Origin of the sequence: Burkholderia crassaminum (assembly GCF_964265005.1) — a bacterium.
Taxonomy (GTDB): Bacteria; Pseudomonadota; Gammaproteobacteria; order Burkholderiales; family Burkholderiaceae; genus Burkholderia.
Genome location: NZ_OZ183800.1, coordinates 2,593,659 through 2,608,561, shown reverse-complemented (window position 1 = coordinate 2,608,561; position 14,903 = coordinate 2,593,659). Strand labels below are relative to the sequence as shown.

Genomic DNA, 14,903 nt, shown 5'->3' with positions numbered 1-14,903 from the left:
AGCGGAATCCGGCGCACGAGCGTGCCGGATTCCACCAGTCGGTCAGCGCATCAGGAACGTTCGTTCCACGTGTCCTTGTGGATAATGTTGCCGTCCTTGTACGACCACGTGATCGTCTCGTAGCGCAGTTCGACGTCTTCGAGATGGTTGTGTTTCTCGTAGTCGGGGTTCTTGATGTCGAGCATCTTCGGCTTCAAGGCGACGATCTTCACGTTGTCGAGCTTCGTGTTGAAGTACTCCTTCTCCTTGCCCGCGTCGTCGATCTTGTACCACTTGATCTCGACCGACTTCAGTGTCTGGCCGCTCGTCACCGCCTTGTACAAATACGGCGTCGACGCGTCCGTCTCTTTCGTCAGCGTGATCGGCTTGTGCACGCGCGTGCCGGTGAGCTTGCCCGTGTTGCCGTCGGTCGGAATGTGCACGCCGTGATCGAACGCGACCAGTTCGACGCTGCCTTCGCGATCCTGGACGGTCACCGAACCCTTGATGTCCGCACCGCCGTCGTCCTTGAGCCACATGTAGGCCGGAATTGCCATTTTTTCACTCCTTCTTCTTCGTACTGCGAATTGCCGGAACCGGATTCCGGCGCTGACAAACCCGGGGCGGATTCCCCGGGAACCAAAACGCGTGTTACATCGCGGTGCGGATCGAAGCGGCCGGCGTCGGCATATCGGGCACTAGCGTGATTTCGACCCGGCGATTTTTCGCCCGTCCTTCCGGCGTGGCGTTGTCCGCGACCGGTCGCGTATCGCCGTAGCCCTGAATCGCGAATTGCGTCGTCGGCAAACCCGACGCATCGACGAGCCAGTCGCGCACGGCAGTCGCTCGGTCGATCGACAGTTTCAAGTTGCGGTCGGGGCGGCCCTGGTCGTCCGCATAGCCGGCGACGAGCACGCGCTTGCCGGGATGCGCCTTGATCAACTCAAGCGCATCGACCATCGCGCGCGTGGTGCCAGGCTTCAGTTGCGCTTTGCCGCTGTCGAACAGCGACATGCTGTCCAGCGTGATGACGGCGGGAGGCGGCGCGGGCGGTTCGTAGGAGGCGATCGTTTCGTCGAGCAACGGTAGCAGTTGAGCGCCGCGATACGTGCCGAACGACAGTCGGAGCGGAACGCCGATGCGGGCATACCGGTCGAGTTGGTCACGATCCGACGAAAGGGCTTTGAGCGCCTCGCGCTTTGCGGCGTCCTGCTTGGCGGGGAGTCGGTTGTAGCGCTCGATGTGTTCGCCGATTCGGGTCATCAGCGTTTCGTTGTTTTTCGCGGCGCCGCAGATGGCGGCGGTGGCTGTGCAAGCAATGATCGCGGCGACATGCGCGACTGCGGTGAGGCGTGGTGATCGCCGCGACCGGCGTGGCATCGCGTCGATCAACGGCTGCGGCACCGGCCATGGGGAGGGTGATGCAGGCAGCGCGGCCGGAGCGATACCGATGCGCGATCGGACGTCACGTTCCCATGGCTTGCCGGGGCCCGTCGCGGGACCATGGTCGATCCAGCCGGCGCCGAACAACGGCCAGGACGACGCAGGCTGGCGTCGATCCTTGAGCGTGTCGAATACGGTACGGCGAGTCCATCCGATCATTGATCCGATCCCAGCGGCGCGTGCCGCGGCCGCGCGGCTTCCGTCGGCATGGAGGGCATCGGACTCGGCTGCGTCGATCGCGGAGTCGAAACGGTGCATGTCCGTGATCGGTGAGCCTGCCGATACGCCATACCACTGGGCCGCCGGCTCTGTTGAAACGGCCGTATCGGAGAGTCGCTGATAGATCGCGACATAGCCCGGCAGCGACGCGCCAAGCATGCGCGACGTGTCTGCAACGGCCTGCCGGATCACGCGTAGGGTCTGCGACAGCACATCGTCGTTCGCATGAAGTACCGGCGCGACCGACAGCACGACGCAATCGGGTGCCTGGCCGTCCCGCCACTGGCGGACGGCGACAGCAAGGCGGGGAAGATCCTGGGGACGATCGGCCCGCAACCAGATTGCGCCGTCGCCGACGTGAACGAACTGCGATCGCGACGCGTCGCGATCGAACAAGGCGGGCAAGCCGTCCCCTGTGACGAGGGCGAGCGGCATCCTGGTGCGCAGCGCGACGGGCAGGTCGGCGGTCGCCGCGCCGAGTTGCGCAATCACGTGCACGTTTCGTTCGCGTGCGTGCGTCAATCTGCGTGAATGCAACCAGACGATCAGCGCCGAAAGCGCGACGACGATCGCAATCAATCCCCACATGACGCCGTGGTCGACGGGCAAAACCCATCCGATGACGGCAAGCGCCAGTGTGGCCGATACCATCACGACCGTGCGCAGTGGGTAGCCGAGGCCCGACAGGGCCGCGCGGGCGGCATCGGAGTCGGCGCGTGTTGCCACCGGTGGGAGAACAGTATCGGAAGTCACGGCCGTGTCGCTTTTTGGACGAGCTGTGCCAGTTCCGCGTCGAGGATGCGATCCCACGCGAACCACACGCATATCGCGATCACGCATGCCATGGCTGCAATCGCCCACGGCGACAGGCCTCTGAGCCGGTCTATCAGCCGCGTGTTCGAGCGATCGATGACGAACCCTGGCTGCACGGTCGGTCGCAACTGATCGATCCGCGCGACCAGTGCAGCGACTACGGCCTGACGTTGCGCTTCGCGTTCGTTGGCATCCGCTGACAGGCCCGAGCGGGCCGCATAACGGCCACGAAATCCGAGGCCGAGCACGGCCGCATAGCATTCGAGCAGGTCGACGTTTGGCGCGGGTTCGCGCAGCCGGTGCTCGAGGCGCTCGTAGATGCGGGTTCCCGCGTCGTGAGTGCCGAAGCGCTCGACCTGCAGCGGTCGGGACTCCCAGTTCCCCTTGTCCGACGCGGGAAGGTAACGCAATGCCGCTTCATCGATCAGCCCGCATTGCGCGAGGACGGCGTCGTCCCGGATATCGGTGGCAATTCCTTGCGCATCGAGTGCCGTCGCGAACTGCGCGATGAGCCGAACGCACTGCTGACGCAGGTTCTCCTGGCTGTCGACCTGCCCACCGTTCGACAGATGGGTGACGAGCAGCGCCGTATCGCGCAGCAGCGCCCGCATCGAGGGACCGGGCAAGCGGCCGGATGATGGCTCCTGCGCCAGCAGCGCGGATTCGTGACGAGTGGAGACGATGGCATTCATCAGCGCAGCACCGCATAGAGTTCGATCGATGCGTCCGGAATCGACGCGGGCAGGTAGATCTGGCACGCGCGTGCGGCGAGCATCCGCGCATGCGCGGCGTCATGCGCATCGAGCGCGAAATAGTGGTTGTCCAGCCGGACCGGAATGGCGCCGGGCACGCGCTGCACGGCCTTGAGTGGAATGCCGGCCACCGCGGAATTGACGATGTGCTCGACGTCGTCCGGCGCGCCGATCTTGCACAGGCGCGGAAACTGTTCGACGAGTTCGAATGCCGGCAGCGCGGCGTTGACGGACAGGTACCAGTCCGCCGCGCCTTCGACGATGCGCTCGTCGCGGAACTGGCCGGCCCAGGTTGTGGGCGTCGTGTGCGAAAGCCCGATCGACACGACGCGCGACGGGATGATCGTGTCCAGCAAATCGCGGATCAGCGATTCGAGAGTCGCGAAGACGTCATGTGCAGCGGCGTGATCGTAAGGCGGGATGTCGGTCAGCGACACGCGTGTCGAGAACGTGGTCAACGATCCCGCCAACTGCGCGAGTACCTGATACAGGTGATCCGTGGGCTGCGCCGGATGCGACGCGAGGAAGCGCAGTTGCGGCCACGCTTGATGAATGCAGTGCAGGAGCCAGAAGAGCTGGACGTCGGCGACGCCGTATTCAGCCACCTGCTCGATCCGTTCGCTGCGGCGCGCACCGAGGAGCGCGCTCTTGGCGGCGAGGATATCCGCAAGCCGCCGGATGCGCTCGATATGCAGTGCATGACCCGACAGCGACAGACAGGGCGGCACATATCCGCGATCGATCTGGAACTGGCCGCTCGTCGTGCGTGTCAGGCGGGCTATCGCGCATGCCGTATCGTCGGCGTGCGATTCATAGCCATACAGCAACCGGACCGCGTGGCGCTCGGCGGCGATTTCGGCTTCCGCCGTGCCGTTCAGATCCGTCACCTTCACGAATTCCCGGTATGCCCGTCGCGGCCGGGCCAGCGCCGTTTCGTCGAAACGGCAGTTGCTGCCGTTCGCATCGGGCAGCGCGAGTACGGCGAGTACATCGACTGTCTGGATATTGGCTGGAATGTCGCCGACGAGGTCGCGAGCGGGCGGCAGCGTGTCGGTGACGGTCGTGTCGACCGGCGTGCCATCCGGGAAGCGCAGTCGCAGCCGTGTGAGCTTCAGGCGGCCGGAGGCCAGTGCTTCTTCGTCGACGTTGACGTTCAGCGTTCCCCAAGGTGATACGGCGATGGCCGACGCGAGCTGTTGCAGCGTGAACCCGTTCCAGCGGTCCTGCTGCTGGAAATGCTGCTGCGTAAGAATCAAGCCTTCATGCCAGAGCGGCTTTTCGATCCGCATGGTGTGGTCTATATCGATTAGGAATTATGAGGCGCCGATTCTAACCATCGTTTTCCGATTTCGTATACCCCGTGATTTGGCGAATCGTTGACAACTGTGTCATTGATATCGAGATATGTGTGTGATTGATTTTGAGATTTTGTGAATGAATGGGTTTTTATAATTTGCGGATTGTTGATGTTTGGTTGTATTGAGATTTTCGTGGTTGCTGTGACTTTATTTTTTCAATAAAAATCAATGGATTGGGTGGCGTGTTTGTGAATTAGAGATTGATCTGGCATATCGGATGATCTTGGTCTGGCGTCATGGGTGGATGGATTTTGTATTCGTACTAGTCTTATTGGTGAGGCTGCATGTGTGGTTGATGGTCGATTTTTTATTTTGATGGTTTACTTCATGTGAAATGGCGTGATATTTTTTGCCGCCTGATTCGGATGTCGTGCCGCGAATATCCGAATCGGTCGTCCGTCAATACGTGTTGCGGGGTTCGGCAAAGGTGACGTGAACGACGGTGCACCGGCGATTGCGGGTGCGCATCGCGGAGTCTTCAAGCTTCCTGAGATAAGGAGAACGAATTGGATAGCTTTCAGCGAGAGATCCCGAAGAGCCGGGTGTCGATCACCCTTGATCTGCATACGGGCGGGGCGCAAAAGAAGGTCGAACTGCCGCTGAAGTTGCTGGTGGCGGGCGACTTCAGCGCCGGTCGCGAGCAGGCGCCGCTGGCCGAGCGGAAGAAAGTGAACATCGACAAGAACAACTTCGATGCCGTGCTGGCCGACTACGCACCGGATCTCAAGATCGCTGCGGACAACACGCTGGCGGGCGACGGTTCGGAGTTGCCCGTCAACCTGTCGTTCCGGTCGATCAAGGATTTCGAGCCCGAGCAGGTAGCGCGCCAGATTCCCGAGCTTCAGGCGCTCCTCGCGATGCGCAATCTGTTGCGCGACCTGAAATCGAACCTGCTCGACAACGGCACGTTCCGCCGCGAGTTCGAGAAGGTGCTGAAGGACGACCGCCTGTCCGCGAAGCTCCGTGGCGAACTCGCGCAGATCGCGACCGCCGCGACGCAGCCGGAAGGGCATGCGTGAGCGACGCTGGGCAAAGCGCGCGTTCAGCGCATTCCGCAACATCGTAGTGATTCGATCGCAGACAGGACCCGAGATGAAACCCACTGAAACGCAGCAGACCGGCGCGACCGAGACTGTCGTGCTGGACGCCCCGCATGGGGATATCGACAGCGTCTATGCATCGCTGTGCAGCAAGATCAACCTGAAGCCCGTCAACGAGGCGCGGCCGCTCGAGGCGTTCCGCGACAACGATATGCTGTCCGAGGCGTCGGCCGACGAGCGGATCGCGCGCGGGATGGGCGCATTCCTCGAGCTCGTGGCGAAGGCGAGCCAGCCTGTCGACCGGCTGGACAAGTCGCTGCTCGATTTCCATATCGGCCAGATCGACCGGCAGATCGGCCGGCAACTCGACGCGGTGATGCATGCGACGGAATTCCAGGCACTCGAAGCGCGCTGGCGTGGCCTGAAGATGCTCGTGAGTCGTACCGATTTCCGCAAGAACGCGCGAATCGAGGTGCTGGACGTGTCGAAGGATGCGCTGCAGCGCGATTTCGAGGACACGCCTGAACTGATCCAGAGCGGCCTGTATCGTCTGACGTATATCGAGGAATACGACACGCCGGGCGGCCAGCCGATCAGCGCGATGATCAGCGACTTCGAGTTTGCGAATTCGCCGATGGACGTTGCGCTGCTGCGGAACATCTCGAAGGTGGCCGCCGCCGCGCACATGCCGTTCATCGGCTCGGTCGGGCCGGCGTTCTTCGGCAAGCAGTCGATGGAGGAAGTGGCGGCGATCCAGGACATCGGCAACTATTTCGATCGCGCCGAGTACATCAAGTGGAAGAGCTTCCGCGATACCGACGACGCGCGCTATGTTGGCCTGACGATGCCGCGCGTGCTCGGTCGCCTGCCATACGGCAAGGATACGGCGCCGGTGCGGGCGTTCAACTACGAGGAGGCCGTCAAGGGCCCCGATCACAACAAGTACCTGTGGGTGAACGCATCGTTTGCGTTCGCGGCGAACATGGTGCGCAGCTTCGTCAGCAATGGCTGGTGCGTGCAGATTCGCGGGCCGCAGGCGGGCGGGAAGGTAGAGGACCTGCCGGTCCACTTGTATGACCTCGGCACCGGCTATCAGCCGAAGATCCCGACGGAAGTGCTGATCCCGGAAACGCGCGAATTCGAGTTCGCGAATCTCGGCTTCATCCCGTTGTCGTTCTACAAGAATCACGACTTCGCGTGCTTCTTCTCGGCGAGCTCGACGCAGAAGCCTGCGCTGTACGAGACGAAGGAGGCCACGGCGAACAGCCGCATCAACGCGCGGTTGCCGTACATCTTCCTGCTGTCGCGCATCGCGCACTACCTGAAGCTGATCCAGCGCGAAAACATCGGCACGACCAAGGATCGCCGTCTGCTCGAACTCGAACTGAACGGCTGGATCAAGGGGCTCGTGACCGAGATGAAGGATCCGGGTGACGAGCTGCAGGCATCGCACCCGCTGCGCGACGCGAAGGTGACGGTCGAGGATATCGACGACAACCCGGGTTTCTTCCGGATCAAGCTGTTCATCGTGCCGCACTTCCAGGTCGAAGGGATGGACATCGGGCTGTCGCTCGTGTCGCAGATGCCGAAGGCCAAGAACTGATCAGGCGTTAGTCGCGTGAGGCGCCCGGGGTGACGAGAGCCGCTCCGGTGTGCCGCATGTTTGCGCAACCGAGGGACCCCATGTCGATGATTCTGCCTTCGCAGGCTTATGAATTGAAACTGGCGCCGCAACCGGCGCCGTTCTCGATCCTGACGTTCACCGGGCTGGACCGGATCAGCCAGCTGTACCGGTACGAGATCGAATTCACGAGCCCGATCGCGGGCATTCCGATGGATCAGGTGCTGGGGCGGCCGGCGAAGTTCATCGTCGATCCGGTCGATCCGGACATGGGGTATCTGCAGAAGATGTTCGGGGAGAACGCCGGGCAATTCAGCACGAAGCCGCCGGCATATACGGTGCACGGGGTCATCACCAGGTTCGATGAACTGGGGACGTCGGCTGACGAGACGAGGTATCGGGTCGTGCTGGAGCCGACATTGGTGGATCTCGATCGCGGGGTGACCAGCCGGCTGTTTCAGAAGCAGTCGGTCGAAGAGATCGTGACCGATACGTTGCGGCATTACGGGTATCGCGCGGGCGTCGATTTCCAGTTCCAGTTGCGAGGCGAGTACAAGCGTCGCGAATACGTGACGCAGTATCGCGAGACCACGTTCGCGTTCATCCGGCGTATTTGCGCCGAGGCAGGGATATGGTTCCGGTGGGAACAGAAGAAGGATCGTGCGGTGGTCGTGTTCGGCGACGATCTGGATGCCTATGCGCGCAAGCAGCGCACGGTTCCGTATCGTCGTGATTCGGGGCTGGAGAGCGTCGGGGCCGATGCGATCAAGACGCTTGGGCGTGAAATGCAGCGTGTGCCGGAAACGGTGCGATTGCATGACTACAACCATCGGCAGGCCGGGGTGTCGCTGCTGGTCGAGGAAAACGTCGCGCGTGACGACAAGACGACGAACTCAGTCGATTATCGCTGGGGCGAACATTACGAGACGCCGGAGGAAGGCAAGCGCGTGGCACGGTTGCGGCACGAGGCTTATCTGGCCGGACAGATCCTCTTCAAGGGAACTGGCAATCCGTTCTGGCTCGAAGCCGGCGAGGTGATGCGGGTCGATCCGAATCCGGTCGATGCGAAGCACGGGATTTTCGTGACGTCGGTCGAGTCGCACGGCGGGCGCAGCGAGGCGTATTGGGTGGCGTTCGAGGGGATTCCGTCGGATCGGATTTGGCGCACGCCGATGGCATCGGTTTCGAGGCCGGTGGTCGACGGGATCTTGCCTGCACGGATTACGTCGCCGGGCAATTACAAATACGCGTATCTGACCGAGCAGGGCTGGTACGTGATCAAGCTGCCGTTCGACCTCGATGAATGGAGCCCGGGTGGCACAAGCCGGCCGGTGCGGTTTGCGAAACCGTATAGCGGCGACAACTACGGGCATCACTTTCCGCTGATCGATGGCGCTGAAGTGGCGATTGTCCATACGGACGGTGATCCGAACCGGCCGGTGATCATCGGGGCGATGCACGACAGCGTGCATCCGGATCTGGTCAACAACCTGAACCATACGCGGAACCTGATTCGTACTGCTGCGCGGAATGAGTTGCGGATGGAGGATAAGGAGGGCAACGAACACGTCCATCTGATAACGCAGTTCCGTGCGAGCCAACTGAATCTCGGCTTCATGGTGGACACCGATCGCAATGCGCGTGGAAAGGGTGCCGAACTCGCCACCGCTGGTCACGCGTCGATCAGGGCAGCAGACGGTGTGCTCATATCGGCCGAGGCACAACCCGGCGCGGCCGGCGAGCAGCTTGCCATGCAGAACGCGGACGCGACGTTCGCGCAGGCTGAAGAAATTCTGCGTTCACTCAATGACGTCGCGAACACAGCAAAGGCGCTACAGGCTGAGGCCAACCAGCAACGCGTGCTGATCGAGCAGAAGCTGAGCCGCCTTCAAAAGCCCGTCATCGTTGCGAGTGCGCCGGAAGGTGTTGGCATCGCCAGTGGGCAGCAGGTCCAGATCGCAGCACGCAAACAGATGTTCGTCACGGCCGGTGAAGGGCTCGACATCGGCGTGATGAAACGCATCACGGTGGCGGCCGGTGAAGCGATTTCGTTCCTCGCGGCAAGGCTCGGCATTAGGCTCTTCGCAGCAAAAGGCAAGGTACAGATTCAGGCACAAGGCGATGGTATGGAACTGATGGCATTGCAGGACATGCTGATGAGCTCGTCGGACGGCGAAGTCACGATAACCGGTCGAAAGGGCGTCATGATTGGTGACGGCGCCGGCGCCTATATCAAATTGGCAGGCGGAAAGATCATTCTCGGAAGCCCTGCCGGCGAGATTGAATTGAAAGGCAATCTGACCGTCAACGATGCCGCGGGCGGTAGCTTCAAATTTCCGACCTGGTCCGCAGTGCCGCTCAAGGACGTGAAGAACACATTGAATTTCGGATTTTCGGAGTAAGCCCGACCATGGCGACCAAAGCCGCACCGAAGAAATCGCCGACGCCGCAGCAGCCTGCCAAAGCCGGGTTGAAGCAATTGTCGTTCGCGTTTCCGTTTTTGCGCAAAGGGCAAGGCAAGTCCGAGGCATCCACTCGATTCACCAACGAGCACGACATTTATCGGCTGCTGGCCGAGCGTGAGCCGTCCGGTACCTATCTCGCGAGCAGTAACGGCATGTGGCACGGCGGCATCCATGTCACGGAGACTGGCGCTGGGCAGTCGCTGGACCTCGATGGAGGATTGCGGTGCATTGCCGACGGCGTGTTGATCGCGTTTCGTGCCAATAAGACTTATCCGATAAGCGAGATTGCCGAAGTCGACGGCGGATCACCTTACGAGGCACCGTATAGCACGGGCTTCGCGCTGGTACGGCACACGATGGAGTTCCCACGGGACACGAAGCTGACGTTTTACAGCCTATACATGCACCTGATGTCATGGGAAGACTACGCAAACTTCCCGAAGCGGGAAAAGCCGTCGTATTGGCCGCGGCAATGGCTGGTGACGCAGTATGCGCAGGACAAGCAAGTGTCTGGCCGAAGCGGGCAGGCTCCCGATCCGGCACAGCAGGGGCTCCGTATTCGCAAGACACCAGGCGGTAGCCCCATCGCGATTCTGCCGCAAGGAGCCAACGTCGGTATCGGAAAGATTGAGACGAAGAACGGAAAGCCGTGGGGACAGTTGACGGATCTTCGTGGGACATCACTGTATCCACAGAAAGCAGGTGAATACGTCGAGCCGTCGAGTGCGATCGGTAAGTGGGTCTTTCTCGGCCAGGAAAACGGTGGGCCGGTCGCCGAAGAGACTGTCGAGGATTCTATATTTGATCGGGTTGTCGTGACGACGGGCCAAGGTGCGGCAGGCGACACGACCGGCATTCCAATCAAGGCAGGCGATTTGATTGGGCACTTGGGGCGCTACGACTCGCTGAACCAGTGTAGCTCGGGAACCCGAATGGCACACATCGAAGTCTTCTGCGATGACAGCGTCCAGTCGTTCCTCGAAAAGGGGCGTGCATGGGTCAATCAACACAGTCCGAACAAGGAGGACTGGACTGCACTGGGCCTGCCATCCGAGTCGACGATCCTGCGGATCGCGCCGGGTACGGTGCTGTATCAACGTACTCAAGACAAGAAAAAATTTGTCCCTGGTGTTGACCCACAGTTGAGAAAGACGGACGCCGTTCAGGTGTATTCGCTTGCTGAACTGGCGCGTGACCCGGATCGACGAGTTGCCGAGCCGCATCCGAATCCCGATCCGGGTTATCCGGTGAACTGGTGGCACGTTGACGGTGTGAATGCACAAGGTCAACCGATTGACGGTTGGGTGTGCGACTTCAACCACGCGAGCGGTCGGGTGACGCGGGAATTCGCGCAGACGTGGGTCGACTTCGAGTGTCTTGCGGATACCCATGATCCGGCGCATACGATCTTTGCGACAACGCAGTCGTGGGTTGACTATAGGAGCGGCGCCAATGTTGACGACCTTGCTTCGCGTTCGAAGCTCAGTCCGTTGATGCTTAAGGTGTATGACGCGCTGTTTACGGCAGGAGATGGCAAGCGAGCGGCTGATGAACTATGCACGCTGTCGCGGACCGAGCGTGGTGGATATCCGTGGTTGATGCAGGCGGCGTCTAGGCTGATCGTCAAGCACGAGAGCGAGTGGGCGAATCCGTCGAAATGGAAGCAGTTGATCACCGAGTTGGAAAAGCAGACGGGGTCGAAGCTCCAGTATGAGGAAGAACAGAAGCGGATTGAGAAGTTAGCGTGGTGGGAAGACGTGAAGGACGGCATCCCGGCTTTCCCTGGGTCGGATATTTTTCATGTCCACCCCATTGGGTTAGCCACAAACTTCCAATTTGAAAGTCAGTTGATCACGCTCGCTATGCTGATGGCGGTCGAATCATCGAATTCGATCGAATATTACCAGAATATTTTGCCCTATCTAAATAAATATGCATCAATCTATAAAATTAATAAACCAAAGAGGATTGCGCATTTCCTTTCTCAATCATCACACGAGAGTCATTTGCGCGCCACTGAAGAAGGATTGAGCTACAAGCCCCAGGGTATGCGAAAAACGTTCGGATGCAAGGGTGGGAAAAAGAACTATGATGAAAAATGTGACGATTGTAAGCACGGTCGTCTGCGAGACAAGCTTTGGAGTGAGGAGACGTATTACGCTTATAATCCAGAGCACCTCGCGAATTATGTGTATGCGGATCGAATGGACAACGGTGACGAGGCGAGCGGCGATGGATATAAATATCGTGGGCGTGGGTTTATACAGGTGACCGGCAAGGTGGGTTACGAATCGTTTCAAAAAGAGCATAACCGACGATCTCCCGATGATCAGCAGGACTTTATCAAAAACCCCGATCTTGTTGCGTCTCGATTGGAATATGCGGTCGAGTCGGCCTTCACTTTCTGGGCAAGAAAGAATCTAAACTCGGTCTCTGATAACGGAACTGTCAGTGACGTGACGCAAATCGTAAACGGCGGGCAGACAGGATATGATGATCGGCGTGACCGCTATAATAAGGTGGCGCCTCTTTTAGGTCTCTCGGTGGAGTAATTTGTGAAAATTTATCGAATAATCTCGGCTTCGATCATTGGCCTTGTTTCTGTGGTGGTCGCGCGCGCAGAAGGATTGTGCAACAAAAAAGAGACAGTAGTCTTCAACTGCGAACTTAAAAGATCTGTTTCATCGCTTTGTCAATCAACAGAAAGTGGAGCCCTGATATATCGAAATGGAGTTGACGGGAGGGTAAATCTTAAGATTTTGGATAACAAAAAAAATATGAAGAATGTATTTTTTTTGTCAAATACACCGTATGCGGGGGGCGGGGAGACTCATATTCGATTTTCTCGGTTAGGTTACACGTACTATTTGTACGACAAGGTCATAAAAGTCGACGATGGTCCGGCATTCTCTGCTGGCATTGTAGTGTATAAAGGAAAGGTAAGGGTTTCTAGTTCTACATGTAACAATGATGCGTCAATACGCACAAGTGCATATCAATCAATTGCTAAGGAAGAGTACCGATCAATTGGTGCTCGGTAATTGAATCTGGAAAATTTAATTAAAAATTATTTGATGTGAGTTGTGGTGATGTGTGTCTGTTCGAGGCGCGCACGGTATGCGATGAAAAGCGCGCTTCGTGCGTGCGGGCATGTGGAATGATTCTGGTCTTCCCGCAGCGAGTGTAATGATTGGTGTTGATTTAATGAGGTTTATTTGATCTGGATTTAATTCTGAAATTTATGATAATTTGGGGTTTTGTTTTTCTGGTGATCGCGCTTATAAATAACTCGGTGTTCGCGAAGAGTGCGTGTTCCGATCTTCAGGGCGAGCAAATTTTTCCATCATTGAATACAAAGGATGGGGCAGGTTGCTTTGTTCGGGAGGCTATATTGGATGATAAGACCGGGTCGCCAATCGACCTCGATGGAATTTCGCTATATTACGGCGCGCATGGAATTGTGCCGGTGGAGGTGAAAGGGAGGGGGCTGCTTTATGACGACACCCCCGGTGAGATTTTCGATGCCTTTTCACTGAATATTGGACGTGATCAACGAGAAAAGCTCTTTGTAATCCACTCTTTTGAGGTTCGATACTCGCTTGTGGAGCCAAATTCGTTAGGTAAATTCTACTCGGATTCTGTTTTTGAACCAGTTGGGAGTACCTTGCGCCAAGATAAGCGTTCTACCGATTGGTTTGGCGTTGGTTATAGGTGGCTATCCGATGGGTAGAGGCGGGTTTGGGAATTTCCATACCAATCTAGAAACGATGTTCGGCAAGCGCTTGATTTCCACTTTGCTTCGTTGATGAGTGATGGGGAGGGCATTCCTGTCAGAGTGAAGTCAAAAACATACCTGTTTGACGGATCTAGTATTAGAAATATGACAAAAAATACCTGATTGAAGGGGATGGAGCGGTGGTTGAAGAGGTTACGGCTGGGTGGTGCAAAGTTAATTATTCTAGAGGTATAAGGCCAATAAAGATGTGGTCGATGTGTGCCGCGCTTGACGCGGAAGGTGGGGCTCAAAAAAATAAATTGATACGTGATTGATTTGACTGGGGTGGCTTGATGTTTATGGGTGAGCATACTCGATGCTCCCTAAATGGTTGCGTGATTTTGTAAAAAATACGGATATCATTCCCGGTAATTTTTGGGTGCTTTCGCGGTTGCTGATTGTGCGTGAGTTCGTGCGGTTTCGGTGGTGGTATTGGTTATTCGGAACACGCAGTCGCATACAACAATGTGGCTCCGATTCTTGGGCTTCCCAGAGAGGTGGCATAAAATGTCTGCTTACAAGTTGCTGGCGGCAAGTGCAGTGTTGTTCGTTTTCGCGCTGAGCGGACATGGAGCAGAACGTGTCGTTAATTGCCCGGTGGAAAAGGTAGAGAACGACGTGTTCGATGCATCGGTGCTCGTAAAAAACTCGAGAATTTCTATCGAAAACGGCACTGTCGAATATCCACTGGTTCTGAATTTCTATCGACCTACAAAAGATGGGTGTAAAAAGACGGAGTTCGCTCGGTATGCGCTTAATGGGGGGGTGCCGACTATCGAGTCTGTATTTTTTATGAATTTTCGTGGTCGAGCTAATGTGTTTTCAATTGTTTCTTGGGATATAAATAATCGTGGTGAGATGACTTATGGGCGATTTTATAAAGTGTACGCCTATTATTTTGATGGAAATGATGGGTTGGCGGTGAATAGGGGTATTTCTGAAGATGAGGCGATGACGGGAATCGAGGGTTACGTCAAAGGTAGAGGGTCAAAATTTCAATATAGGACAGCTTCGGATGTCAAGAAATACTGGCATAGAAGGCTGCGATAAGTTCGATGGAGAATCTGCGGGATTGTCTCAGTATTGAGTGTCATATATTGAACAAAGGAAAACACGAAATGAAGAATCTCGCATACGAAGGTGACGCAACGAGCCACGGCGGCAAGATCCTGACCGGCTCGGATCGCATCAAGGTAAAGGGGCGCCGGGCCGCCCGTGTGGGTGACAAAGTCTCGTGCCCGATCCACGGCGACAACGAAATCGTCGAAGGCGGTGGCAGGATGAAGGATGGCACCACGCCGCTATCGCGCGATGGCGATCACACGCGATGTGGGGCGATCCTCATTGCCTCGTCCACCGGAGCGCAGGTCAAGTAAGCAATGCCCGTCGATTTCAATCGCGTGCCACCGCGAGTAGATGTGCCACCTCCGCCTCGAGC

Annotated in this window: 11 protein-coding genes; 7 read left to right on the top strand and 4 right to left on the bottom strand. The window is 57.8% G+C overall.

Going from position 1 to position 14,903, the window contains the following annotated elements:
* Window positions 1-50: 50 nt before the first annotated feature.
* The 4 genes from ACPTTF_RS28630 to tssK all read right to left on the bottom strand — a co-directional run bounded on the left by ACPTTF_RS28630 (window position 51) and on the right by tssK (window position 4,495).
* Window positions 51-536 (bottom strand): Hcp family type VI secretion system effector, encoded by a 486-nt coding sequence (locus ACPTTF_RS28630; protein WP_423369147.1) that lies wholly within the window; start codon window positions 534-536, stop codon window positions 51-53.
* 94 nt (window positions 537-630) lie between these two features.
* Window positions 631-2,394 (bottom strand): OmpA family protein, encoded by a 1,764-nt coding sequence (locus ACPTTF_RS28625; protein WP_423369146.1) that lies wholly within the window; start codon window positions 2,392-2,394, stop codon window positions 631-633.
* Complete coding sequence (locus ACPTTF_RS28620; protein WP_423369145.1) at window positions 2,391-3,146, bottom strand: DotU family type IV/VI secretion system protein; 756 nt, start codon at window positions 3,144-3,146, stop codon at window positions 2,391-2,393. Before ACPTTF_RS28620 ends, ACPTTF_RS28625 begins: the two co-directional genes overlap by 4 nt.
* Entirely contained in the window at window positions 3,146-4,495 is a 1,350-nt protein-coding gene (tssK, locus tag ACPTTF_RS28615; protein ID WP_423369144.1) for a type VI secretion system baseplate subunit TssK, read from the bottom strand. Before tssK ends, ACPTTF_RS28620 begins: the two co-directional genes overlap by 1 nt.
* A gap of 575 nt (window positions 4,496-5,070) precedes the next feature.
* Here tssK and tssB point away from each other — a divergent pair.
* The 7 genes from tssB (at window position 5,071) to ACPTTF_RS28580 (ending at window position 14,841) form a co-directional block, all read left to right on the top strand.
* On the top strand, window positions 5,071-5,583 hold the full coding sequence (tssB, locus tag ACPTTF_RS28610) for a type VI secretion system contractile sheath small subunit (RefSeq protein ID WP_034185094.1): 513 nt from the start codon (window positions 5,071-5,073) through the stop codon (window positions 5,581-5,583).
* A 73-nt stretch (window positions 5,584-5,656) separates the two neighbouring features.
* Window positions 5,657-7,207, top strand: coding sequence for a type VI secretion system contractile sheath large subunit (gene tssC, locus ACPTTF_RS28605; RefSeq protein ID WP_423369143.1), 1,551 nt, complete (start codon window positions 5,657-5,659; stop codon window positions 7,205-7,207).
* An 80-nt stretch (window positions 7,208-7,287) separates the two neighbouring features.
* Window positions 7,288-9,627 carry a type VI secretion system Vgr family protein gene (locus ACPTTF_RS28600; RefSeq protein WP_423369142.1) on the top strand — a complete coding sequence of 780 codons (2,340 nt, stop codon included), beginning with the start codon at window positions 7,288-7,290 and terminating at the stop codon, window positions 9,625-9,627.
* An 8-nt stretch (window positions 9,628-9,635) separates the two neighbouring features.
* Entirely contained in the window at window positions 9,636-12,242 is a 2,607-nt protein-coding gene (locus tag ACPTTF_RS28595; protein ID WP_423369141.1) for a glycoside hydrolase family 19 protein, read from the top strand.
* An 839-nt stretch (window positions 12,243-13,081) separates the two neighbouring features.
* Entirely contained in the window at window positions 13,082-13,420 is a 339-nt protein-coding gene (locus ACPTTF_RS28590; protein ID WP_423369140.1) for a hypothetical protein, read from the top strand.
* A gap of 552 nt (window positions 13,421-13,972) precedes the next feature.
* Window positions 13,973-14,515, top strand: coding sequence for a hypothetical protein (locus ACPTTF_RS28585; protein ID WP_423369139.1), 543 nt, complete (start codon window positions 13,973-13,975; stop codon window positions 14,513-14,515).
* Window positions 14,516-14,583: 68 nt separating this feature from the next.
* On the top strand, window positions 14,584-14,841 hold the full coding sequence (locus tag ACPTTF_RS28580; RefSeq protein ID WP_423369138.1) for a PAAR domain-containing protein: 258 nt from the start codon (window positions 14,584-14,586) through the stop codon (window positions 14,839-14,841).
* Window positions 14,842-14,903 lie beyond the last annotated feature (62 nt).